15 protein-coding genes are annotated in these 24688 nt (G+C 68.0%); 7 read left to right on the top strand and 8 right to left on the bottom strand.

The genetic code is table 11. The features are described from left to right. Positions 1-19 precede the first annotated feature (19 nt). From ACVCMG_RS12265 to ACVCMG_RS12275, 3 genes are all read left to right on the top strand, one after another. Positions 20-367, top strand: a complete 348-nt coding sequence (locus tag ACVCMG_RS12265; protein WP_395120400.1) for a hypothetical protein — start codon at positions 20-22, stop codon at positions 365-367. Between the two features lie 126 nt (positions 368-493). Further along, positions 494-2704, top strand: coding sequence for a peptidyl-dipeptidase Dcp (gene dcp / locus ACVCMG_RS12270; protein ID WP_447114244.1), 2211 nt, complete (start codon positions 494-496; stop codon positions 2702-2704). A 139-nt stretch (positions 2705-2843) separates the two neighbouring features. Beyond that, complete coding sequence (locus ACVCMG_RS12275; RefSeq protein ID WP_395120398.1) at positions 2844-4670, top strand: monovalent cation:proton antiporter-2 (CPA2) family protein; 1827 nt, start codon at positions 2844-2846, stop codon at positions 4668-4670. A 13-nt stretch (positions 4671-4683) separates the two neighbouring features. On the opposite strand, the gene ACVCMG_RS12280 is transcribed toward ACVCMG_RS12275, so the two are convergent. Then, a complete protein-coding gene (locus ACVCMG_RS12280) occupies positions 4684-8118 on the bottom strand; it encodes an ankyrin repeat domain-containing protein (protein ID WP_447114245.1) in 3435 nt (1144 codons plus the stop codon). Between the two features lie 71 nt (positions 8119-8189). Next, complete coding sequence (locus ACVCMG_RS12285; protein ID WP_447097911.1) at positions 8190-8483, bottom strand: YcgL domain-containing protein; 294 nt, start codon at positions 8481-8483, stop codon at positions 8190-8192. Positions 8484-8726: 243 nt separating this feature from the next. Between ACVCMG_RS12285 and ACVCMG_RS12290 the strand changes: the two genes are divergently transcribed. After that, a complete protein-coding gene (locus tag ACVCMG_RS12290) occupies positions 8727-10223 on the top strand; it encodes an OmpP1/FadL family transporter (RefSeq protein WP_447114246.1) in 1497 nt (498 codons plus the stop codon). Between the two features lie 72 nt (positions 10224-10295). Here the strand turns inward: ACVCMG_RS12290 and ACVCMG_RS12295 are convergent, their stop codons facing one another. The 6 genes from ACVCMG_RS12295 to putA all read right to left on the bottom strand — a co-directional run bounded on the left by ACVCMG_RS12295 (position 10296) and on the right by putA (position 21327). After that, a complete protein-coding gene (locus ACVCMG_RS12295; RefSeq protein WP_447114247.1) occupies positions 10296-11711 on the bottom strand; it encodes a coniferyl aldehyde dehydrogenase in 1416 nt (471 codons plus the stop codon). Positions 11712-11770: 59 nt separating this feature from the next. After that, positions 11771-14266 (bottom strand): TonB-dependent receptor, encoded by a 2496-nt coding sequence (locus ACVCMG_RS12300; protein ID WP_447114248.1) that lies wholly within the window; start codon positions 14264-14266, stop codon positions 11771-11773. Between the two features lie 62 nt (positions 14267-14328). Continuing rightward, positions 14329-15546, bottom strand: coding sequence for an SO2930 family diheme c-type cytochrome (locus ACVCMG_RS12305; protein ID WP_447114249.1), 1218 nt, complete (start codon positions 15544-15546; stop codon positions 14329-14331). 42 nt (positions 15547-15588) lie between these two features. After that, the gene (locus ACVCMG_RS12310; RefSeq protein WP_447114250.1) at positions 15589-16824 is read right to left on the bottom strand and encodes a parallel beta-helix domain-containing protein; all 1236 of its coding nucleotides are present in this window, start codon (positions 16822-16824) and stop codon (positions 15589-15591) included. Positions 16825-16939: 115 nt separating this feature from the next. Beyond that, positions 16940-18031 carry an AraC family transcriptional regulator gene (locus tag ACVCMG_RS12315; RefSeq protein ID WP_447114251.1) on the bottom strand — a complete coding sequence of 364 codons (1092 nt, stop codon included), beginning with the start codon at positions 18029-18031 and terminating at the stop codon, positions 16940-16942. 140 nt (positions 18032-18171) lie between these two features. After that, the gene (gene putA, locus ACVCMG_RS12320; RefSeq protein WP_447114252.1) at positions 18172-21327 is read right to left on the bottom strand and encodes a bifunctional proline dehydrogenase/L-glutamate gamma-semialdehyde dehydrogenase PutA; all 3156 of its coding nucleotides are present in this window, start codon (positions 21325-21327) and stop codon (positions 18172-18174) included. A 295-nt stretch (positions 21328-21622) separates the two neighbouring features. Between putA and ACVCMG_RS12325 the strand changes: the two genes are divergently transcribed. From ACVCMG_RS12325 to ctaD, 3 genes are all read left to right on the top strand, one after another. Further along, positions 21623-22063 carry a DUF2244 domain-containing protein gene (locus ACVCMG_RS12325; RefSeq protein ID WP_395121268.1) on the top strand — a complete coding sequence of 147 codons (441 nt, stop codon included), beginning with the start codon at positions 21623-21625 and terminating at the stop codon, positions 22061-22063. A gap of 14 nt (positions 22064-22077) precedes the next feature. After that, positions 22078-23001, top strand: coding sequence for a cytochrome c oxidase subunit II (coxB, locus tag ACVCMG_RS12330; RefSeq protein WP_395120387.1), 924 nt, complete (start codon positions 22078-22080; stop codon positions 22999-23001). 62 nt (positions 23002-23063) lie between these two features. Then, entirely contained in the window at positions 23064-24680 is a 1617-nt protein-coding gene (gene ctaD / locus ACVCMG_RS12335) for a cytochrome c oxidase subunit I (protein ID WP_395121266.1), read from the top strand. Positions 24681-24688: the final 8 nt, after the last annotated feature.

Below are 24688 nucleotides of genomic sequence, written 5' to 3' on the forward strand. Positions count from 1 at the left end.
CCCGTTTCCGGAATGGCCAATGCCCCGCAACCGCTACTACCTCTCGATCGCCGACCTCGGCCACGCCCGCGGCGAGGACCCGCGTTTCAGCTACGCCGGTGCCGGCCCGAATGATTTCGCCGGCGCGCTGCAGCACGCCTTGCGCAGCGATGAGCTGTTCCAGCGCTGGCGCGCGGCGCAGCCCGATCCGGATGCGGTGGACGCCAGCCTCGGCAACACCGATCCGGCCGCCGAGGTGACGGCGAAAGTCGCCGACCTGCGCACCGACGTGGAGCTGACCACCGACCTGCCGATGAGCGTGCTGCGCCATCGGCTGTTCCTGCTGATCGGCGGCGGCTGGCAGCTGCGCGACCTGCGCGTGGCGTGATGGCGCTTCGCTGATCCGCGGTCCGCAGTTTCCTGCGAACGTTTGGAAAGCGGCGGCCGTATGGGTAAAGTCGGGGACTGCATTTCCATCCCGTCCCGCCGCGGACACCCAACGTTGGGGAACCTGATGCTTCGACTCCGCCTGCTCGTGATTGCCACCACGATCGCCCTCGCCGCCTGCTCGCAATCGCCGGGTGGCGCCGATGCCACGCCCGCGCCTGCGCCCACGTCAACAGCGAGCGCTTCCGCCACCGCCCCGGCCGATGCCATGACCAGCAACCCGTTCTTCCAGGCCAGCACGCTGCCGTTCCAGGCGCCGCCGTTCGACAAGATCACCGACGCCGACTACCAGCCGGCGATCGAGGAGGGCATGAAGCGGCAACTGGCCGAGGTGCAGAAGATCGCCGACAACCCCGAGCCGGCCACGTTCGAGAACACCTACGTGGCGCTGGAGAAAACCGGCGTGATGCTCGATCGCGTGATGGCGGTCTTCAACGGCGTCACCGCGGCGAATACCAACCCGACCCTGCAGAAAGTGCAGGAGGAAGAGGCGCCCAGGCTGGCCGCCCACCAGGACGCGATCTATCTCAACGACAAGTTGTTCAAGCGCATCGCGGCAGTCCACGACCAGCGCGATACGCTGAAGCTCGATCCGGAATCCGCGCGCTTGGTCCAGGTGGTCTACGACAACTTCGTGCATGCCGGCGCCAAGCTGTCCGACGCCGACAAGACCAAGCTGAAGGCGATGAACAAGGAGGAGTCCAGCCTCAGCACCGCGTTCACCAACAAGCTGCTGGCGGCCACCAAGGACGCCGCGCCGGTGATCGGCGACAAGAGCAAGCTGGCCGGCCTGAGCGATGCGGAAATCGCCGCCGCCAGTCGCGCCGCGGCCGATCGCAAGCAGGACGGCAAGTACGTGTTGCCGCTGCAGAACACCACCCAGCAGCCCGAGCTGCAGGATCTGACCGACCGTGCCACCCGCCAGCAGCTGTTCGAGGCGTCGTGGAACCGCGCCGAGCAGAACGACGCCAACGATACCCGCAAGACGATCGAGCGGCTGGCGCAATTGCGCGCGCAGGAGGCCGCATTGCTCGGCTATCCGAACTACGCCGCGTGGAAGCTGGAGGACCAGATGGCCAAGACACCGGCCACCGCGATGGGCTTCATGCAGAAGCTGGCGCCGGCTGCGGTGGCGCGTGCCACGCGCGAGGCCGCCGACATCCAGGCGCAGATCGACCAGGACCAGAAGGCCGCCGGGCAGCCCGGCTTCAAGCTGCAGCCGTGGGACTGGAACCACTACGCCGAGCAGGTGCGCAAGGCGAAGTACGACCTCGACGAAAACCAGATCAAGCCTTACTTCGAGCTGGACAACGTGCTCAAGAACGGCGTGTTCTACGCCGCCAACCAGCTCTACGGGCTGACTTTCAAGGAGCGCAAGGACATTCCGGTGTACCAGCCGGACGTGCGCGTGTTCGAGGTGTTCGACGCCGACGGCAAGTCGATGGCGCTGTTCTACTGCGACTACTTCAAGCGCGACAACAAGGGCGGCGGCGCCTGGATGGACAACTTCGTCGGCCAGTCGAAGCTGATGAACACCAAGCCGGTGATCTACAACGTCGCCAACTTCACCAAGCCGGCCGCGGGCCAGCCGGCGCTGCTGTCGTTCGATGACGTGATCACCATGTTCCACGAGTTCGGCCACGCGTTGCACGGCATGCTCGCCGACGAGCAATACCCCACTCTGTCCGGCACCAACACCGCGCGCGACTTCGTCGAGTTCCCGTCGCAGTTCAACGAGCACTGGGCGACCAACCCCAAGGTGTTCGCCAACTACGCCAAGAACTACAAGACCGGCGCGCCGATGCCGCAGGCGCTGGTCGACAAGATGAAGAAGGCCGGCAAGTTCAACATGGGTTACAACATGACCGAGCTGGTCGCCGCGGCGATGCTCGACATGAACTGGCACATGCTGGGCGCCGACGCACCGGTGCAGGACGCAGACAAGTTCGAGGCCGCCGCGCTGAAGAAGGACGGCGTGGACCTGAGCTACGTGCCGCCGCGCTACCGCTCCAGCTATTTCCAGCACATCTGGGGCAACGGCTACGCCGCCGGCTACTACGCCTACCTGTGGACGCAGATGCTGGCCGACGACGCCTTCATCGGGTTCAAGGACAACGGCGGCCTTACCCGCGCCAACGGCGACCGCTTCCGCAAGATGGTGCTCTCGCGCGGCAACACCGAGGACCTGGCCAAGATGTACAGGGACTGGCGCGGCCAGGACCCGAGCATCGAGCCGATGCTGGAAAACCGCGGCCTGAAGGACGCGCCGAAGAAGTAGTCGACGCGCCTCGACGCCATCCGACAGGCCCGCTTCGGCGGGCCTGTCGCTTTTCCGGAATGCAATTCGCCGTTGCCGATGCGGCGCGAAGATGGCGGCGTGGAATAATCGGGACATCCCCGACCGGAGTTGCCGACGCTTGGACAGCCATCATCTGCTGCAGACGGCCCTGGTGTTCCTGCTCGCCACGGTGATCGCGGTGCCGCTGACCAAGCGCTTTCGCCTCGGCGCGGTGCTCGGCTATCTGCTGGCCGGCGTGGCGATCGGGCCGCAGCTGCTGGGGCTGATCCACGACACCTCGGGCGTGGCGAACATCGCCGAGTTCGGCGTGGTGCTGATGCTGTTCGTGATCGGATTGGAGCTGTCGCCGCAGCGGCTGTGGGTGATGCGGCGCTCGGTGTTCGGCACCGGCATCGCGCAGGTGCTGGCCAGTGGCCTGGCGATCGGCCTGGTCGCGTACTGGCTGTTCGGCCTCAACGGCAAGGCGGCTTTTGTCGTTGGCGGCAGCCTGGCGCTGTCGTCCACCGCGTTCGGCCTGCAGATCCTGGCCGAGCGCAAGGAGGCGGGTTCGGCCTACGGGCGGCACGTGTTCGCCGTGCTGTTGTTCCAGGACCTGGTGGCGATTCCGCTGATCGCCGCCTTGCCGCTGCTGGCGGCGTCCTCGGCTTCGCATGTGGACCTGCTCGGCGTGCTGCGCACGATCGGGGTGATCGTCGGGGTGGTGGTCGGCGGCCGCTACCTGTTGCGCGCGGTGTTCCGTTTCGTGGCCAAGGCCGACTCGGTCGAGGTGTCCACCGCCACCGCCTTGCTGGTGGTGATGGGCGTGGCATGGCTGATGGAACTGGCGGGCCTGTCGGCCACCCTGGGCGCATTTCTGGCTGGCGTGCTGCTGGCCGATTCCGAATACCGGCACGAGATGGAATCGAACATCGAGCCGTTCAAGGGATTGCTGCTGGGGCTGTTCTTCATCAGCGTCGGCATGTCGATGGATCTGTCGCTGCTGTGGCATAGCCCCGGCCTGGTGCTGACCCTGCTGGCGCTGCTGCTGGCGCTGAAGAGTGTCTTGCTGTGGCCGCTGGGACGCTGGCTGTGCGGGCTCAATCGCTCGGACACGCTGCGCCTGCTGGTGCTGCTGGCCGCCGGCGGCGAGTTCGCCTTCGTGGTGTTGCGGCTGGCCACCGAGCAACGCCTGCTCAGCGTCGCGCAACGCGACCTGCTGATGCTGGTGATCGCCCTGAGCATGGCGCTGACACCGCTGCTGGTGGTGTTGGCGGCGAAGGCGCTGGACCTGCGCCCGCGCCAGCCGTCGCGCGAGTTCGACACCATCGATACGGCGCCGCCGCGGGTGATCATCGCCGGCTTCGGCCGCGTCGGCCAGATCATCGCCCGCGTGCTGCGCGCGCAGGGCATTCCGTTCGTGGCGCTGGAGCACTCCGCCGACCAGGTGGATTTCTCGCGCCGTTTCGGCAGCATCAATCTGTTCTTCGGCGACCCGGCGCGGCCGGAACTGCTGCGCGCGGCGCACGCGGCCACCGCGGAAGTCTTCGTGCTGGCCACCGACGACCCGGAGGCGAACCTGCGCACCGCGCGCCTGGTCAAGCGGCAGTATCCGCACCTGAAGATCGTCGCCCGCGCGCGCAACCGCCAGCACGTGTTTCGCCTGCTCGACCTGGGCGTGGACGATCCGGTGCGCGAGACCTTCCATTCCAGCCTCAAGATGACCCGCAAGACGCTGGAGGCACTGGGCCTGTCGCACGAGCTGGCGGTCGATCGTGTCGAGCGCTTCCGCCGCTACGACGAGGACCTGCTGCAGAAGCAGGCGCTGGTCTACGACGACGAGACCAAGCTGATGCAGAGCACCCGCGACGCACTGGTCGACCTGCAGCGGCTGTTCGAGGCCGACGCGGAGCGCACTGCCGAGCGCCAGCGCGAGAAGGGGCCGGTGACGCCGGACAGTCCCGAATAGACGCGGCCGGCGGCTACTCCGCCGGTTGCCGCAGCGTCTGCCGCACGCTGGGGATTGCCTGGTTGCTGCGCGCGCTCAGTTCGTGGGCAATGTCGACGAAGCCGAGTTGGCGAGCCACTTCCGCGGCAGTGCGGCCGAAGGCGTCGGTGGCCTGGCGGTCGGCGCCACGCGAGAGCAGCACGCGGGCCGGGGCGAGCAGCGCGTGCATGGCGCAGGCATGCAGCGCGGTGACGCCGCGCTGGTCGGCATGCGCGACGTGCGCGCCGGCATCGAGCAGCGGCGGTACCAGCGCGCCCAGGTGGGTGGCGTCGCCGTCGCTGCCCGGCGGCAGTTGCGCGCCCAGCAGCAGCAACAGCGGCGTCTTGCCTTCGCGATCGGCGTGATTGATCTCGGCGCCGTGCTTGAGCAGGCCGTCGAACAGGCGGCGGGTGCGCAGGCTGTCGTTGTGTTCAAAGCCGAACTGGGCGGCGGCGTGCAATGCGTTGCGGCCGGAGCTGTCCACCGCCTTGACGTCGGCGCCGGCGGCCAGCAGTTGTTCGGCGATGTCCGGGTAGCCCAGCGCGGCGGCCACCATCAGGGCGGTGGCGTCGTTTGGCAGGCGCTGGTCGACGGCCACCTCGCGCTGCAGCAGCAGGGCCACCAGCGCTTCGCGTCGTGCGCTGACTGCGGCGACCAGGGCGGTGACGCCGCTGTGCGCGGGAAGGCTGGGATCGGCACCGGCGTCGAGCAGGCAGGCGGCCACGTCACGATGACCGGCACCGCAGGCGCGCAGCAGCGCGGTGGCGCCCTGCTCGTCGCGGGTGTCGACGGCGAAGCCCAGTTCCAGCAGGCGCTGCACCGCGGCCAGCGCACCGACCGCGGCGGCGGCAGGCAGGTCGGTGCCGCGCAGCGGTCGCTGCGGCAGCGGCCAGTCGCGCCAGTCCAGCCAGCGCTCCAGCGCGGGATGCTCCAGCGCGAGCCCCAGCGGCGTCTCGCCGTGGGTGTCGGCCGCTTCCGGGTCGGCGCCGTGGGCGATCAGGCTGCGCACCAGCGGTAGCGCGGCGGCGCCATGTTCCAGCGCGGCGAACAGCGGCGTGCGCTGCTCCCCGTCGCGGGCGTTGGGATCGCAGCCGCGCGCCAGCAGTGCCTGCAGCAGGTCGCCGTGCGCGTGGCGGGTGGCCAGGTGCAGCGGCGTGCGCTGGTTCGCGTCCGTGCCGAACGGGTCGGCGCCGCGCTCGAGCAGGCCGAGCGGCAGCGCGGCGGCCTGGGCTGCGCCCTCGAGCTGCACCAGGGCCGCGGCCAGCAGGCCGCAACCGGCGGGGCTGGCGCCGGCCTGCATCAGATCATCGACCGCTTCGGTGGCATCGGGCAAGCGTTCGAGCAGGGCGTCGAACAGGCGCCGTCCCAGCGGTGCCTGGGTAGGCGCTTCGCCGGTGTCGGGCTCGTCGATGCGCGGTGCCTCCAGCCGGGCCTCGGCGGCGAGGCCGTGGTCCAGCAGCCAGCGCCGCGCCGCGCCCAGCCCGGGCGTGGCCAGTTCCAGATAGAGCCGGGCCAGCTCGGCTTGCGGCCAGGAGCGCACCCGCTCGCCGAAGGCGGAGACGGTGGCCCAGTGGCCGAAGCGCAGCGCGTCGAGCAGGTGTTGCGGCGTGTCGGCGCCTTCGTCCAGCAGATCGTGGCTGAGGTTGGCGGGCAGCGCGGTGTCCGGGTCCAGCAGCGCGACCAGATCCCAGCGCCCGGCGGCGCTGGCGTGGTCGAGTGCGCTGCGGCCGTCGCCGCCGGCGGCCTTGGCATCGGCACCCAGTTCGAGCAGGGCGCGGACGGTGGCGACGTCGGCATGCGGCGACTGGCAGGCCAGGATCAGCGCGTCGCGACCGTGCTGGTCGCGGGCCAGCACGTTGGCCTTGGCCTCGGCCAGCCGCTGCACGATGCCGCTGGCGCCGGCGCGCGCGGCTTCCATCAGCGCGGTAACGCCGTGCTCGTCGGCCAGCCTGACGTCGGCGCCGGCATCGCACAGTGCGCGGGCGATGCGCTCGTGGCCTTCGACGGCGGCGCCGAGCAAGGCGTGCCGCTGGCGCGCGTCGAGAGCGTTGACGGCGGCGCGGTGCTTGAGCAACAGGGCAACGCCGGTGGGGTCGTCGTCGGCGATGGTGGCGGCGGCGACCAGCGCCGGTTCGCCGCCGGCCGGGGCCGGCTTGGCGCCGCGGTCGAGCAGGAATTTCGCCAGCGGCCAGTTGGCGGCACGGCAGGCGGTGGCCAGCGGGCTCAGGCCGGCCTGGTTGAGCGCGTCGATCGGCGCGGCTGCGTCGAGCAGCATCGCCGCCACGCCGGCGTCGGCGCTGAGCACGGCGCCGTGGAGCGGGGTGTTGCCGTCGGCATCGGTGGCCAGCGGGCTGGCGCCGTTGGCCAGCAGCATCAGCACCGCTTCGGCGCGGCCGTGCCAGCTGTCGCGGGTGGCCGCCAGCAGCGGGGTGAGCCCGCCGCTGGCGCGATTGACGTCGGCGCCGCTGGCGATCAGCGCGCGCAGCAGCCGCGTGTCGGGCAGCAGCGCCGCCAGCATCAGCACCGGGCGCTGGTCGCGATCACCGGGCGGCGGCACAGTGTCGCAGGCAGCACCCACTTCCAGCAGCGCCAGCGCGCGTTCGATGTCGCCGGCGCGGGCGGCGGCGAGCAAGGCGGCCGCCTGTTCGGGTGTGCCGGCGATGCGCTCCGGTTCGCTCAGCACCGGCCGCGGCAATTCAGCGGTCAGCGGATTCGCGTCGGCGCGTCGGCGCGGCGGGTGGCGTTCGCACAGCAACGCGCGCAGGGTGCGGTTGGCGATCACCAGGCAGGCCAGCGGCAAGATCACCAGCGCATAGATCGCCAGCGCCGCCAGGCGCATTTCCTCCGGCAGCATGCCGACCAGCCCGGTCAGCGCGATCGCACTGAAGGCCAGCGCGAGCAGGCACAGCGCGGCCGGCACGAAGTGGGTGAAGAAGCGCTCCTCGCGCGACAGGTGCCGACCGAACGCCATGCTGCGCAGGGTGGCGGTGAAGATCCATGAACCGTCGCGTTGCGGCGGGTAGGCGTCGTCCCACACGAACACCAGCCCGAACGCCGGCCACAGTCGCCACAGCGAGACCAGCGCCAGCACCAGCGCGGCGGCCAGCAGCAGGGCGGCGCTGAGGCTGGGGCTGTGGCTCAGTTGCAGCATCGGCCAGGCCACCAGCACGAATACCAGCACGGTGTAGCCGGTAAACATCACCAGGTGCGCGGCGCCGCGGCGCAGCACGGTGCGCGCGAAGCTCGGTTCCGGATCGAAACCGATCGCGTGGCAAATGGCCGCCATGGTCAGCGCGTTGGCCAGCAGCAGCGGGATCAGGGTCAGCGGATGGGTGGTCAAGCTGGCCAGTGCCACGGCCAGCAAGCCGGGAATGAACCAGGCCAGCGCATGCAGGAAGGGAGGGCGACGGCGGGATTTGGTCTGGGTCATGGCGGCAGTATAGAAATCGTGGACCGTGCAGGCGGTAACCAGGCGTTAACGCGAACGCCATGATGCGCGATTCACTCGTCCCGATCATCCCGCGGCGAGTGCGTGTAGGCGGGGTGGTTGGCGGCGGCCAGCGTTTCCTGCGGCGGCAATTGCAGATGCCAGCCTTGCGTGCGCAGGTGCTCCAGCACTTGGCCAGTGTCCTCCACCGGCAGTTTGCGTTGGAGCGTCAGCTGCACCTCCATCACGAAGCGCAGTTCACCCAACATCAGCGTCAGCGGCTCGGGTAGTACGTCGAACGCGTCGCGTTCGGCCAGCCACAGGTAAGTGTCAGCCTTGGACAGGCTGGCGTAGACGAAGCATTGCATGGCAGCACCGTGGGGGCGGGAGCAAGCGCCGGGGAGGCGAGAGTAGCAGCGCCGGCCGGCGGATCGGCGGGCGGGTTTGTTTGCCGGGCGGAGTTCACTTGTTAGTAATTTGTTGCGAGCGCACTTGCAACGCCTTGTCCGAGAGGGCAAAGTCCAGCGCAGGAAGTTCAAACGTACGTATGAATTTTCCTGTCCGTCTGCCCGACTTAACCGAGTTGACCCAATATCATGCAGGAGCCAGCGATGCACACGTCTTTCCGTACCCTCACGGGCGCTGCCCGTCCACTGGCGCTCGCCGCGCTGAGCATTGCGATCGTGGGCGCCCTGGTTGCGCCGGTGAACGCGGATGCCAGTGCATTCCAGCTCAAGGAGAACAGCGCCAAGGGCCTGGGCCGCGCTTTTGCGGGTTCCGCTACCGCCGGCGGTGATGTCTCGGTGGTGGTCAACAACCCGGCCGCGATGTCCGAGCTGAAGGGCACCTACCTGCAGGCCGACGTCACCGCCATCAACTTCAGCGCCAAGTTCGACGGCAGCGCGCATGACGTGCTGGGTCGCCCGATCAGCGGCGGCAATGGCGGCGATGCCGGCACCACCTTGCCGGTGCCGGCGTTGTTCTTCGCCACCCAGGTCAGCGACCGCGTGCACGTGGGCGGCGGCTTCTCGGTGCCGTTCGGCTTCCAGACCGAGTACGACAAGGACTGGGTCGGCCGTTACCACGGCCTCAAGTCCAAATTCCAGTCGCTTGACGCCACGCTGTCGGCGTCGTTCGACGTCACCGACAACTTCAGCCTGGGCGCCAGCTTCATCGCGCAGAAAACCAGTGCGGAGCTGACCAGTGCGGTCAACTTCAATGCCGTCGGCCTCGGCATCCAGCAGGCCATCGGGGCGCAGACCGCCGCGGGCGTGGCCCAGATCCAGGCGGCCATCGCGGCCGGCCAGATCCCCGCGGCGCAGGGTGCCGCGATGATCCAGGCGGCCGTGCAGCAGGGCCAGGCAGCCGCGGCCGGCGTGGCGGCGGTGACCCCTCCGGGCGTGGACGGCTATGCGCGCATCAAGGGTGACGACTGGGGCTACGGCTGGCAGCTGGGCGGCTTCTGGAAGCTGACCCCGAACGACAAGCTGGCGTTGAACTACCGTTCCAAGATCAGCCATCGCCTGCAGGGCACCGGCAACTTCACCACCACGCCGGGCTACGACCTGCTGCTCGCCAACCCGGCGCTGGCCGATTCGATCCCGCCGTTCTCCCACACCACCGGCACCGCCGACTTCACCACGCCCGCCGTGGCCAGCGTGAGCTACTGGCACCAGGCCGAGAAGTTCGGCTTCGGCGCCGACGTGGCGTACACCAAGTGGGACGTGTTCAAGAACCTGACGGTGAACTACGGCAATTCGCAGCCGCAGACATCGGAGCCGTACAACTGGCGCAACACCGTGTACGCCTCGATCGGCGGCGACTATTACGTCAACGACAAGCTGACCTTGCGCGCTGGCGTCGCGGTCGACAGCAGTCCGACCTACGAGCGCACCCGCAGCCCGCGCGTGCCCGACTCCACCCGCAAGATGGCCACCGTCGGCATCGGCTACAAGGCCAGCGAGCACTTTGAGATCAATGCCTCGTATGCGCATATCTTCGTCAACAACGCGCACGTCTCGCTGACCAACAGCACCGGCGACACGCTGACCGGCAACTTCGACGACTACGGCAACCTGCTGAGCTTCTCGGCGATGTACAAGTTCTGACGCCCTGCCTGCGGTAACTGCACAAGAAAACTCCCCGCTTCGGCGGGGAGTTTTTTTGTGCGTGAAAGAAAATCAGCCGCGACGCAGCAGCAGGTCGAGCAGGCGCCGGAAGCGCGCGCCATACGGCGGGTTGAGCAGGCCGGCGCCGTTCCAGCGCGCCTGGAGGAACACCGGCTTGAAGTGCGAAAACGTGCGAAAGCCCGCCTCGCCGTGGTAACCGCCCATGCCCGAGGCGCCGACGCCGCCGAACGGCAGGCCGTGCTGGGCGATGTGGTACAGCGTGTCGTTGACGCTGACGCCGCCGGCGTGGGTGCGCGCCAGCACCTGGTCGATGCGCTCCCGGTCGTGCTCGAACAGGTAAAGCGCCAGCGGGTGCGGGCGGGCGGCGACGTGGGCGATCGCTTCGTCCAGCGTGTCGCAAGCCAGCAGTGGCAGCAGTGGTCCGAAGATCTCTTCGCGCATCACCGCCATGTCGTCGTCGACTTCAGTCAGCAATTGCGGTGGCAGCAACCGGCGCGCCGGATCCTCCGTGGCTTCGCCCAGTACGTGCACGTGCGCGCCTGCAGCCTGTGCGTCGTCGCGCAGCGCCGTGAGGCGCTGGTACTGGCGATCGGAGACGATGCTGGCGTACTGCGCGTTCTGCTGCAGTTGCGGATACATCCGCGCCACCGCCTTGCCGGCCAGCTCGATGAACTCCGCCATGCGCGCGCGCGGCAACAGCACGTAGTCCGGCGCGATGCAGGTCTGCCCGGCGTTGAGCAGCTTGCCGACCATGATGCGTTCCACGGCGTGCTCCAGTCGCGCGCCGGGGCCGATGATGGCCGGCGACTTGCCGCCCAGCTCCAGCGTCACCGGGGTGAGATTGGCCGCCGCCGCGCGCATCACGTGGTGGCCGACGGCGGTGGAGCCGGTGAACAGCAGATGGTCGAACGGCAGCGCAGAAAAAGCCTGCGCCACCTCGGCGTCGCCGGTGACCACCACCACTTCGTCAGGCTTGAAATACCGCCCGACCAGTTCCGCCAGCAGCGCCGAAAAGCGCGGGGTGAATTCGCTCATCTTCACCATGGCGCGGTTGCCGGCGACCAGCGCGTCGACCAGTGGGCCGACGGCCAGGTACAGCGGGTAGTTCCACGGCACGATGATGCCGACCACGCCGCGCGGCTGCGGCTGCAACTCGGTGCGCGCCGGCAGGAACAGCCAGTCGGCCAGCCGCCGCCGCGGTTTCATCCAGCGCCGGCCGTGAGCCAGCGCGTGGCGGATCGCCGACAGGCTGGGGAAGAACTCCAGCAACTCGGTTTCCTCCCGCGGCCGACAACCGAAATCGGCATGGATGGCCTCGACCATGCGCTCGCGGTTCTCCCGCAGCAGCGTTTGCAGTGCGTGCAGCCGGGCGGCGCGCACGGTCCAGTCGGGCATCGGTTGCGCCCGTTGCGCGGCGCGCAGCAGCCGCAGGCTGTCGGTGAGCGTGGAAACGTGGTCGGTGGTCATGGCGTTACTCGGGACAGGTCCTGCAGCATGCACGCAGACGGCGAACGCCGCCGGCCGGATCAGAAGCGCGCACGCAACTCGACGCCCCACATCCGCGGTGGCGTGACGCTGGCGAACGGCGTGCCGAACACGCTGGTGGTGATGTTGTTGACGCCGTCGACGTAGCGCTTGTCGAACACGTTGGTGCCATAGAGCGCCACGCCCCACTGGTCGTCGGCCGCGCTCCAGTCCAGTCGCGCATCGGTAATCTGGCGCGCCGAGCCGACCTGGAAATTGGGGCTGATCTGGCAGGTGCCCTGCAGCTGCGAGTCGTTGTTGCAGCGGGACGGGCCGCGATAGGCGTGGCTGAGGTCGAATTGCAGCGCGCCGCCGGCTACGTCGTGCCAGGTGTAGGCGAGATGGGCGGCGAACGAATATTTCGGCTCGCCGGTGGGCTGGCCGTCCAGGCTGGCGCCGGAAGGCGCGGTGGCGTTGCGGTAGGTGGCGTCGATGTAGGCGCCGTTGATGCCCAGCCGGAACGCCGTATTCGGCTGCCATTGCAGCTCCACTTCGACGCCGTGGGCCTGCTGGTCGGTGCTCGCCACCAGGTAGCGCGGCACGCCGGAGCCGGTGCTGTTCGGGTCGAGGGTGAGCGACTGGCGGTTGTCGTAGCGGTAGTAATAGGTGCTGGCGTTGAGCAGCAGGTTGGGGCCGGGGAACACGCTCTTGATGCCGGCCTCGTAGTTGATGACCTTCTCCGGCGCGAAGTGCGAGCCGACCTGCACGCTGTTGTATCCGCCGGCCTTGTAGCCCTTGGTGACCGAGCCGTAGACCATCACGTCCGGGTTGAACGTGTAGTCCAGCACCACGCGCGGGCTGAGGTCGTTCCAGGTGTTGCGCCCTTGCACCAGCACGCCCACCGGCGCGCCGCTGGCGGGGTTGAAGATCAGGTTCTGACGGAACGTGTCGGGGTTGACTCCGGCCAGCGCGAGCAAGCCCATCGCGTCGAGCGCGTCGATGGTCTGGTCCAGTTCCGGCGCGCTGCGCTGCGGGTTGAACCACGAGAAGCGTTTCTGGTCGCGGGTGTAACGCAGGCCGGTGGTGAGGTTGAGCTTGTCGCCCAGGTGCCAGATCACGTCGCCGTACAAGGCGTATGCCTTGAAGCGGCCATGGTTTTCGATCTGCTCGCGCCACGGCGCGCCCAGCACGGTGTAAGGCAGGCCGAACAATTTCAGCAGCGAATCGAAACCGGCGAAGGTGTCGGCGTAGCTGGCACCGCCCACGTTCAGCGCCAGCGTATCGATGCTGTCGGTGAACACGTCGGTGCGACTGGTCTGGCGCGCCTGTTCGCTGTACCAGCTGGTGCCGGCCACCCAGTCGATCAGGTCGGTGCTGCCGGCGAACTTGAACTCCTGGTACCAGCTGTTGTTGTGCTCGATGTTGGCGGTGTCGAGGTAGGTAGTGCGCTGGTTGGTACCGTCGTAATCGCCCAGGTTCAAGGTGTCGAAATTGCGCCACGCGGTGGTCGAGGTCAGGCTGCCCCAGCCGAAGCTGTGATCGACGATCAGGGTGGAGCCGTCAAAGCGGCGGGTTTCGGCCGCGCCAACCGCGTCGTTGTAGAGCGGTGCATGCAGCGGATTCAGGTACTGCGCGGGGGTGGCCGGATACGGTGGACTCAGCACGCCAGCGTTCGGGTCTGGCCGTACCGACCATGCCGACGCCGGGATCAGGCCGAAGGCGGGCTGCGGCGGCTGCTTGAGTTCCTCGTGATCCCACGACCACAGCACGCGGGTGTTCGGCGTGATGTTCCAGCGGTAGACGCCGCGCGCGCCGCGGTCGTTGTCCTGGCCGTAGCGCTTGCCGGTGGCCGCATCGCGGGCCCAGCCGTGGCTCTGGTTGTCGAACAGGCTGAAGCGCAGGGCCATGTCCGCGTTCAGCGGCAGGTTCAGCAGGAAGTCGCCGTAACGCTTGCCGTAGTTGCCCAGGCGCACGCGCGCCTTGCCTTCCAGCTTGTCGCTGGGTTCGTTGGTGACGATCGAGATCGCGCCGGCGGCGGCATTGCGGCCGAACAGCGTGCCCTGCGGACCTTTCAGCACCTCGATGCGCCGGATGTCGTTGAACGCCAGCAAGGCGCCGCCGGAACGCGCGGCATAGACGCCGTCGATATACACACCCACCGCCGATTCAGTGCCCACGCCGAAGTCATCGGTGCTGATGCCGCGCAATTGGTAGTTGGGCTGGGTCGGCTGGTTGGCGCTGACCACCAGGCCGGGCACGAACAGGCTCATCTTGCTGAGGTCGGTGGCCGCCAGCGTGTCGATCTGCCGGGCGGTAACGATCTGCAGTGCGATCGGCACCGATTGCATCTGCTGGCTGCGGCTCTGCGCGGTGACGGTGATGGTGCCCAGTTCGGTGGGCCGATCCGCGTTCGCCGCGGTGGTGGTGGCGGAGGCAGGTGTGGTGCCGTCGGCGTTCGTGTTCGTCTGCGCCGCCAGCGGGGCGCACAGCAGCAGTGCCGTGCCGCCGAACAGCAAGCCGCGCAGCGCGGTCGAAAGTGGACGTTGACGAAGGTTCATGCCGTGCTCCCCGTTGCATGGAATGGTCGCGACCGGTGCGTCGCGGCGGTCGTTTGGTCGGTTCAGTGCAGCACGGTGCAGGTACCGGGCATGGCCGCGATCCACGCCTTGATCAGCGCGATGGCTTCGTGGTCGGCCGTGCTGCGGCCGATCTCCGGCATCATCGTGCCGGGCTCGGTCGAGGTCAGCCGGTACGGGATGATCGAAGCGTCCGGCTGGCCCGGCACGATGTCGAAGAAATGGTTGCCGGTACCCTGGCCGGCCGCGGTGGGCGGCTTGCAGATGCCCAGCTCGTGGTTCTCCGGGGTGCCGTGGATCAGCGACAGGCCGGTGGTGTTGGCCGCGCCGTTCGGGTTGTGGCAGTGCCCGCAGTTGATGTCCAGCCAGGCGCGGGCGCGCGCATCCAGCGGCGCCTTCGGATAGCTGGCATCGACGTCGCGCGGCACCGTGGCCAGCGCCGGCACGCCGGCGAGATAGCCGACCTTGACCAGATGCTCGAGCTGGTTGTGCTCGCCGTCGGCATACGGGTAGTTCTTGTTGATGTGCCGCGCCTTGGGGCCGATCGGATGCACCTTGCGATCGATCCAGTCCTGCGCGTGGCAGCTGGCGCACTGGCTTTCGTCGGGCACCACGTAGTTGAAATCCTCGCGTGCCGGGATGCCGTCCTGCGCGCTGGCGGCGACCAAGGTCAGCGGCAGCACCGCGCCGGTGCGCGCCAGCGTGGCCTCGGTCTGCGCGTCGTTCCACACGTACGGGATCGCTTCCCAGCCGTTCTGGCGATGCACCAGGATGCGCGTCTCGATCAGTCGCACGTTGGCCATCGCCAGGCCCTGGCCGGCGAAGTCGCGCGAGTAGTCCGCGGTGCGCGCCACGTCGCTGAACTTGCCGTCGGCGGTGCGGCCTTTATCGGGTCTGGGGTAATAGAAGGTCTTGCTGATCACGGTACCGACCGGAAAGTCGAGCGTGTCCACCGGCTGGTATTTGCCGCTCACGCCCTTGGGCATCCAGATCGTGCGCAGCTTGTGCGCGTAGTCGGTGAACAGCGGCGTGTTGAGGTCGTACGGCACCACGCCGTCGTTGAGCTGCAGCTTGCCGTCATGCACCTCGACCACGTGCCAGTCGCTGAGCCTGGCCGGGCGGCCTTCGGCATGGAACGCCACTGGCTGCATGCCGCGCTGGCAGCCGGCCAGCAGCAACGCGAGCAGCAGCAGCGCGAAACCCTGCAGAAGCGCACCTTGTGCGCGATGCCTTCGGGTGGCGTGACGGAGAGCATCGCGCACAGGGCGCGCTCCTGCGGAGACCGAAAATACCCGGAACATTCCTCAGACCTTCGGCTCGGGATTCAAGGTCACCGGGGGCAGGCTGGGCAGCGTGCATTCGTACGGCTTCATGTCCTTGCTGGGGTTCTTGTAGTCGTGCGGGCCGTCGGCGTTGATCACGCCGTTGACGCCCCGGATGCAGATGCGGTCGTTCGCCGGCGGCAGGCCGTCGACCAGGTTCTTCGTGTCGACGTAGCCATCCCACAACACGTCGGGGAAGTTGCCGCCGAGGCCGTACATCGCGGTCTTCAGCGCCTTCAGCTTGAGCCCGTCCGGTGAATCGCCACCGCCCTTGAGGCGGTTGTCGTGCACGTAGATCGCCTTCGGGTACGGGTTGTAGTTCGCCGCCACGCCGCGGGTGTTGTAGTAGTTGGTGGAGAAGTAGCTGGCGATGATGATGTTGGCGGTCCGGTTGTCGGCGATGTCGTTGTCGAAGATCTCCACCTTGTCGTTGGAGTTGATCACCACGCCCGAACCCGCCGGCACGCTGGCCACCGCCGCGCCCTTGGCGGCGAAGTTGTCCAGGTTGTTGGCGATCACCTTGTTCCTGAACACCCGCGTGCTGTGGCCTTCCTTGGACAGGTTGGGCATGTTGAACACCAGGATGCCGCCGGTGTTCTGCGTGGTGGTGTTGCCGTAGACGTCGGCGCGGGTGGAGTTCTCCACCTCGATGCCGGCCACGTTGTGTTCGGCGCGGTTGTTGCGCACGATGATGTTGTCCGACTGGCCGACGTAGATGCCGGCATCGGAGGCGCCGATCACCACCGAGTCCTCGATCAGCACGTTCTGCGTCTTCACCGGGTACAGGCCGTAGGCGCCGTTGGTGGTCTTCGGGCCGTCGGTCCACTCCACGCGCACGCCGTGGATGGTGATGTTGCTGCCCTGGTTGATCTTCAGCGCATCACCCTTGGTGTCCTCGATCGCCAGGTTCTCGATGGTGAAATCGCTGGCATTGACCAGCAGGCCCTCGGGGCCGACCACCTGGCCCTTGAACGAGAGCACGGTCTTGTCCATGCCGTCGCCGCGGATGGTGACGCCGTCGGTGCGCAGGCTCAGCCCGCGCTTGAGGTGGTAGTGGCCGGCGGGGATCTCGATCACGCTGCCGGGCTTGGCGTCCAGCAGCTGCTCCTGCAGCTTGGCCTCGAAACCGTTGTCGGCGGCGGTTTGCGACGGCGCCTCGTGCTTGCCGCAACCGGCCAGCGTCGCGGCCAGTGCAATGGTGATGAGCAGTGTGCGCATGGTTGGATTCCCCCGTGGAAGTGCCGGCGTCGCGATGACTCCGACTCTCGCCCATTCCGCCGCCCGTGGGGAGGGCAAAGCGGCCAGCCGACGGGGGGAAAAGCGGCCGGATTGATCAGCGCGGGCGCCGCGCCTCCTGCGGCGGCATGCCCGTCCAGCGCTTGAACGCGCGCCGGAATTCACGCGGGTCGCTGAAGCCCACTGCGCTGCCGACGTCGGCCACGCTCAACGCGCCTGCCTGCAGCAGCTGCAGCGCGCGCTCGGCGCGCACGCGATCATGGATCTCGCGGAAGATCCGCCCGCTCTCGGCCAGCTTGCGGCGCAGCGAACGCTCGCTCAGGTTCAATGTGCGCGCGACTTCGTCGAGCCTGGGTTGCTGCGCCAGGCGGCTGCGCAGCAGGCGCTCCACCGCGGCGACGATCTCCTGATGCGGCTCGCCACCGTCAGGCGTGCGTTGCTGCGCGCACAACGCCAGCGCCTGCTTCGCGGTCAGCGGGTTGTAGCCGGGCAGCGGATGGGGCAGCCACTGCACGTCGATCAGCAGCCGGCAACGCGGTGCGTCGAAGCGCGACTCGCAGCCGAACAGGGCATCGTATTCGTCGGCGTAGGCCGGTCGCGGATAGGCCAGCTCCAGCCGCTGCGGACGCAGCTCCGGGCCGACCAGCTCGCGCGCGATCAGGGTCGAACTTGCAAACAGCTCTTCGCAGAAGAACGGCAGCAGTTCGCTGTCCTCGAACAGCGGCAGGGCCACCATCGCCACGGTGCGCTCGTCCACTGCCTCGAACGAGAGGTCGAGCAGGCAGCCGCAGATCTTGTGGTGCGCGATGCCCGCCTGCATCGCCTCGCCGAAGGTGCGCGAGGTCATCATCGCCAACCCGAGCAGGCCGAAGCCGCCGACGGTGCCTTCGCGGCCGATGCGCAGGCCGGCGTCCGCCACCCCCGCCGCGCGCAGTGCCGCCAGCGCCCGCCGCACGAAACCGGAAGCCTGGCGATACGACACGCGCAGCGCAGGGTCCGCCAGCTGCGTGCGGCTGAGCGCCAGACCGGCGAACCAGCCGCGGCAGTCGATGCCGCAGGCATCGGCGAGCTGGGTCAGGTACAACAGCTTGTTGGTCGGGAACTCCGCGGCGGTGTAGCGCGGATCGTCCGTCGCCGCTGCCGTCGCCGCGGAGGAATGCAGGCCGATCATGCCGGCGGGTTGTGCCATGGTGCCGATGCTCCGACGCAGGCAGGCCGCGACGGCCTGCAGTCCGGACTTTCTAACATGGCGGGGGCGGCGCCCGCTTGCGCGCCGCACAAGCGGGCGCAAGCGTCCGGCGAACGCTTGCGCGCTCCCGGCCCCGGCTGCTACTCCCCGATCGTCAGCAGCGAGGCGTTGCCGCCCGATGCCGTGGTGTTGATGGTCAGCGTGCGTTCGCCGGCGAAGCGCAGCAGGTAGTGCGGACCGCCGGCCTTGGGACCGGTGCCGGACAGGCCTTCGCCACCGAACGGCTGCACGCCGACCACCGCGCCGATCTGGTTGCGGTTGACGTAGCAGTTGCCGACGCGGGCGTGCTGGCTGATGTAGTGCACGGTGGCGTCGATGCGGCTGTGCACGCCGAGGGTGAGGCCGTAGCCGGTGCTGTTGATCTCGTCGACGACGTTCTTCAGTTCGCTGGCCTTGAAGCGGATCAGGTGCAGCACCGGGCCGAACACCTCGCGCTTGAGCACCGACAGCGAGGGAATCTCGTACGCGCGCGGCGCGAAGAAGGTGCCGTGCGCGGTGGCGGCCGGGTCCATCGGCGCTTCGGCGATCTTCTTCGCCTCCTTGTCCATGCGTTCGGCGTGGGCCACCAGGATCGCCCTGGCATCCTCATCGATGACCGGGCCGACGTCGGTCGACAGCAGGCCCGGGTCGCCCACCTTCAGCTCGGCCATCGCGCCGGCGAGCATGTCGATCACCTTGTCGGCGATGTCTTCCTGGATGTACAGCACGCGTGCCGCCGAGCAGCGCTGGCCGGCGGACTGGAAGGCCGAGGCGATCACGTCCTTGACGATCTGCTCGGGCAGCGCGGAGGAGTCGGCGATCATCGCGTTCTGGCCGCCGGTCTCGGCCACCAGCACGGCGATCTGCGCGTCGCGCGCCGCCAGCGCGCGGTTGATCGCCCACGCGGTTTCGGTGGCGCCGGTGAACACCACGCCGGCCACGCGCGGGTCGCGGGTGAGCGCGGCGCCCACCGTGGGGCCGTCACCCGGGACGAACTGCAGCACCTCCTTCGGCACGCCGGCCTCGTGCAGCAGCTGCGTGGCGAGATGGCCGATCAGGCTGGTTTGTTCGGCCGGCTTGGCGATCACCGTGTTGCCCGCCGCCAGTGCGGCGCTGACCTGGCCGATGAAGATCGCCAGCGGGAAGTTCCACGGGCTGATGCCCACGAACACGCCGCGACCGCCCAGGTACAACTGGTTGGTCTCGCCGGTGGGGCCGGGCAGTTGCTCGGGTTCGGCAAACAGGCGGCGCGCCATGGTGGCGTAGTAGCGCAGGAAGTCGGCCGCCTCGCGCACTTCGGCGATCGCGTCGGGCAGGCTCTTGCCTGCCTCGCGCACGCACAGCGCGATGAACTCGGCGCGGCGCGCCTCCAGCTGGTCGGCGGCGAATTCGAGCATGGCGGCGCGATTGGCCACCGGCAGGTTGTTCCAGCGGTCCTGCGCAGCCGCCGCGTTGGCCATCGCCCGATCGACGGTGGCCTGGTCGGCGCTGAGGTAGCTGCCGATGATGCGGCGGCGGTCGGACGGATCGGTGACCTGCACCGTGGGGCCCTGGCTGCTGGCGCCGGGCACCAACGGGCCGGCGGCCCACGGGCCCTGCTGCGCGTTGACCGCGGCGGCGAGGTCGTTCAGTTCGTTGTCGTTGGCAAAGTTGACGCCCATGGAATTCTTCCGAAGTTCACCGTAGAGATTGGCCGGCAGCGGGATGCGCGGGTGCGGGATGTGATCGAACGCGCGCACCGTCTCGCAGGGGTCGGCCACCAGCTCGCGCGCGGGCACGTCCTCGTCCACCACGCGGTTGACGAAGCTGGTGTTGGCGCCGTTCTCGAGCAGGCGGCGCACCAGGTAGGGCAGCAGGTCCTCGTGCGAGCCGACCGGCGCATACACGCGGCAGGGCACGTTGAAGCTCTGCTTGCCGATCACCTCGGCATACAGGTCGCTGCCCATGCCGTGCAGGCGCTGGAACTCGAACGGCCGGCCCTGCGCGATGTGGTGCACGGCGGCGATGGTGTGCGCGTTGTGGGTGGCGAACTGCGGATAGATCAGGTTGCCGCCCGCGTTGAACAGGCGCCGCGCGCAGGCCAGATAGGAGACGTCGGTATTCGGCTTGCGGGTGAACACCGGGTAGCCGCCCAGGCCCTGCTCCTGCGCCTTCTTGATCTCGGCGTCCCAGTAGGCACCCTTGACCAGCCGCACGTACCAGCGCCGGCCGCTGGCCAGTGCTGTCTCCACCAGCCAGTCGATCACGAACGGCGTGCGCTTGGCGTACGCCTGCACCACGATGCCCAGGCCGTTCCAGCTTTCCAGCGAGGGGTGCGCGAAGACATCACCGATCACGTCCAGCGACAGCTCCAGCCGGTCGGCCTCCTCGGCGTCGACCGACAGCGCGATGCCGTGCTTCATCGCCAGCTGCGACAGCTCCAGCAGCTTTTCGGTGAGCGCCTGGTGCGCCCGTGCGCGCTGGGCCACTTCGTAGCGCGGGAACAGCGCCGACAATTTCACCGAGATCGACGGCGCGTCGGTGTGGTTCGCATACGGGCCGCGCGCGCCCAGCGCGGCGATCGCGTTGCGGTAATCCTGCTGGTAGCGCTCGGCGGTGTCGGCGGTCAACGCCGACTCGCCCAGCATGTCGAAGGAGTAGCGGAACACCGCGTTCTCCTTCTTCAGGCTGCGGTCGAGCGCCTCCTCGATATCGCGGCCCATCACGAACTGGTGGCCCATGATGCGCATGGCCTGGCGCACCGCCGCGCGGATCGCGGGGTCGCCCACGCGGGCGACCAGCCGGCGCAGTGCGCCGTTGAAATCGTCGCCGCTGCCGTCGGCCAGGTTGACCAGCCGGCCGGTGAGCAGCAGGCCCCAGGTGGAGGCGTTGACCAGCAGCGATTCGCTGCGGCCCAGATGCTTGCGCCAGTTGGCGTCGCCGAGCTTGTCGCGGATCAGCTTGTCGGTGGTGGTCTTGTCCGGGATGCGCAGCAGCGCCTCGGCCACGCACATCAGCAGGATGCCTTCCTCGCTGGACAGGTCGTACTGGCGCATGAAGGACTCGACCACGCTCTGGTCCTTCGCCCGCGCACGCACGCGGGTGACCAGCGCGGCAGCGCGGTCGACTACCTGTTCGCGTTCCTCCGCCGGCAGCGCAGCCTGGTCGAGCAGGTCGTTGACCGCTTCGGTCTCGTCGCGCAGCCAGGCAGCAGTGATGCGCGCGCGCGCGGGTGTGGTTCGAGCGGGCAGCTCGGGACTCAGGATGGGTGAGGTCACGGTCGTGTCGGTGCCGGTCGTGGGGGATGGAATAAACCCGCGATTGTACGCTTCGTGCCCGGCCGTGGGGACGCGCCGCCACGCGCGAAAATCCGCCTCGGGCAGGGTGATCTGCCGCACGGGCGCGAATGGCTTGCGGTGCCTGTCGAGGTGACGGGCCGCGTTGATCGAAGTCAATCGGGTGCGACATTCTTGCCCACTGCGCCGCCGCGGCCTATCATTCCGGCAGTTCCAGGCACGCCGGATCTCCATGATCGTGCTTCGACCAGCCAGCGCCGGCTTGCCCTGCGTGACGATGTGGCTCAAGCCCAATCGCTCGCTCAGCCGCCGCGGCCTGCGTCGACTGATCGTGGTTCTGGTGGCATTGGCGCTGACAACGGCAGAACTGGGGGCGTGGCAGGGGAACGTGTTTGCTCCGCTGTTTGCCCTGGTGGAATCCGCCGCCATGGCCATCGCGTTGAGCGTGGCCTGGCGGGCCGGCGACCGCTGCGAGCGCATCACTCTCGACGAATCGTCGCTGGAGGTGCAGTCGCTGCCGGGCCGGCGTTGCACTCGCTTCCAGTCTTGCTGGGTGCGCGTGCGGCTGGATACCGGCAATGGACGCCTGGTGTTGACATCGCACGGCCGCGATCTGGAGATCGGCGCGTTTCTGGCGGCAACGGAACGCGTCGAGCTGGCGAAGCGACTCAGGGTGCTGCTGGCCGGCTCGACCGGAACGTGGCGCAAACAGCAATGACAAAGGTGCAAGACATGACATCTGGCGGGATCAGGCGATCAATCATGGCGACGGCGGGCCTTGCCCTTGCGACGTTCGGCGGTGCCGTGCAGGCGAATCCGCATCCATGGCAGCTGAACATGGAGCGCGGCGCGAGCACCTGGTCGCACGTCCCCTACGATCTGAACAACATCTCGCTGTGGGTTTGCGTGGTGATCGGCGTGCTGGTGTTCGGCGCCATGTTCGTCGCGATGTTCCGCTTCCGCAAATCGCGCGGCGCGGTGGCCGAGAAGTGGGCGCACAACACCGTGCTGGAAGTGGTCTGGACCACGATTCCGGTGCTGATCCTGATCACCCTGGCCTACCTCGCCACCGGCGGCCTCACCAGCTGGGCCGATACCACCGGCTCGCAGATGACGGTGAAGGTCACCGGCTACCAGTGGAAGTGGCGCTACGACTACGTCAGCTACATGGGCAAGCCGATCGACAAGGTCGGCTTCATGTCCAGGCTGGACAAGCAGAGCGACGACACCCGCCAGCTCGATTCGGGCATGGACCCGTATGCGGTCAAGGTGGGCGACGAGCAGACCTACCTGCTCAACGTCGACAAGCCGCTGGTGGTGCCGGTCGACACCAAGATCCGCTTCATCATCACCGGCGGCGACGTGATCCATTCGTGGTGGGTGCCGGCACTGGGCTGGAAGCTCGACGCGATCCCCGGCATCGTCAACGCGGCCTGGACCAACATCAAGGAGCCGGGCACGTACCGCGGCCAGTGCGCCGAGCTGTGCGGCCAGGACCACGGCTTCATGCCGATCGTGGTGGTGGCCAAGTCGAAGGCGGACTTCGCCAAGTGGCTGGCCGAGCAGGAAGCCGCTTCCGGCAAGTCCCTGCCGCCCCCCGCGCCGATCGACGCGGGCACGGCGGCCACTGCCGCGGCGACCACTCCGCCGGGCTGAGCCCGACCCCATCCGCGTTTTCGTTGCAGTCGCATTCCATTACAGGTTAGAGGTGCATGGCCATGTCCTACGCAGCCACCCATGATCAGCACGATGATCACCACGGCGCGCCGAAGAGTTTCTTCCAACGCTGGTGCATGTCCACCAATCACAAGGACATCGGTACGCTGTACCTGATCTTCGCGCTGACGATGTTCTTCATCGGCGGCAGTTTCGCGATGACCATCCGCGCCGAGTTGTTCAAGCCCGGCCTGCAGCTGGTGCAGCCGTACTTCTTCAACGAGCTGACCACCATGCACGGCCTGATCATGATCTTCGGCGCGATCATGCCGGCGTTCGTGGGCCTGGGTAACTGGATGATCCCGCTGATGGTGGGCGCGCCGGACATGGCGCTGCCGCGCATGAACAACCTGTCGTTCTGGATTCTTCCGTTCGCCTTCCTGCTGATGCTGTCCACGCTGTTCTCGCCGGGCGGCGCACCGGCCGGCGGCTGGACGATGTATCCGCCGCTGTCGCTGCAGAGCGATTCGCTGGCCTACGTGGTGTTCGCCATCCATCTGATGGGCATCAGCTCGATCATGGGCGCGATCAACATCATCGCCACCATCCTCAACATGCGCGCGCCGGGCATGGACCTGCTGAAGATGCCGGTGTTCGTGTGGAGCTGGCTGATCACCGCGTTCCTGCTGATCGCCGTGATGCCGGTGCTGGCCGGCGCGGTGACCATGCTGCTGACCGACAAGTACTTCGGCACCAGCTTCTTCAATCCGGGCGGCGGCGGCGACCCCGTGCTGTACCAGCACGTGTTCTGGTTCTTCGGCCACCCCGAGGTCTACATCATGATCCTGCCGGCGTTCGGGATCATCTCGGAGATCGTGCCCACCTTCGCGCGCAAGCCGATCTTCGGCTACAAGGCGATGGTGTTCGCGCTCGCCTGCATCGCGTTCCTGTCGTTCATCGTGTGGGCGCACCACATGTTCGCGGTGGGCCTGCCGCTGGGCGCGGATCTGTTCTTCATGTACGCCACCATGCTGATCGCGGTGCCTACCGGCGTGAAGGTGTTCAACTGGGTGGCCACCATGTGGGGCGGCTCGATGACCTTCGAGACCCCGATGCTGTTCGCCATCGCGTTCATCATCCTGTTCACCATCGGCGGCTTCTCCGGCCTGATGCTGGCCCTGGTGCCGGCCGACTTCCAGTACCAGGACACCTATTTCGTGGTGGCGCATTTCCACTACGTGCTGGTGACCGGCGCATTGTTCGCGATCATTGCGGCGGCCTACTACTGGCTGCCGAAGTGGGCCGGCAACATGTACAGCGAGTTCTGGGGCAAGGTGCACTTCTGGTGCAGCGTGGTGTTCGTGAACGTGCTGTTCTTCCCGCAGCACTTCCTCGGCCTGGCCGGCATGCCGCGGCGCATCCCCGATTACAACGTGGCGTTCGCCAACTTCAACATGGTCAGCTCGATCGGTGGCTTCCTGTTCGGTGCCTCGCAGCTGATCTTCCTCGGCGTGGTGATCCACTGCGTGTTCTTCTCCAGGAAGAAGGCCACCGACCGCGTGTGGGAAGGCGCCAAGGGACTGGAATGGACCGTGCCTTCGCCGGCGCCGCACCATACCTTCTCGGTGCCGCCGGTGATCCATGACGAAGAGCTGGCGCACGGCAACGTGCACGCCTGATCGGCGGG

It is taken from the genome of Rhodanobacter sp. UC4451_H18, from assembly GCF_052978225.1.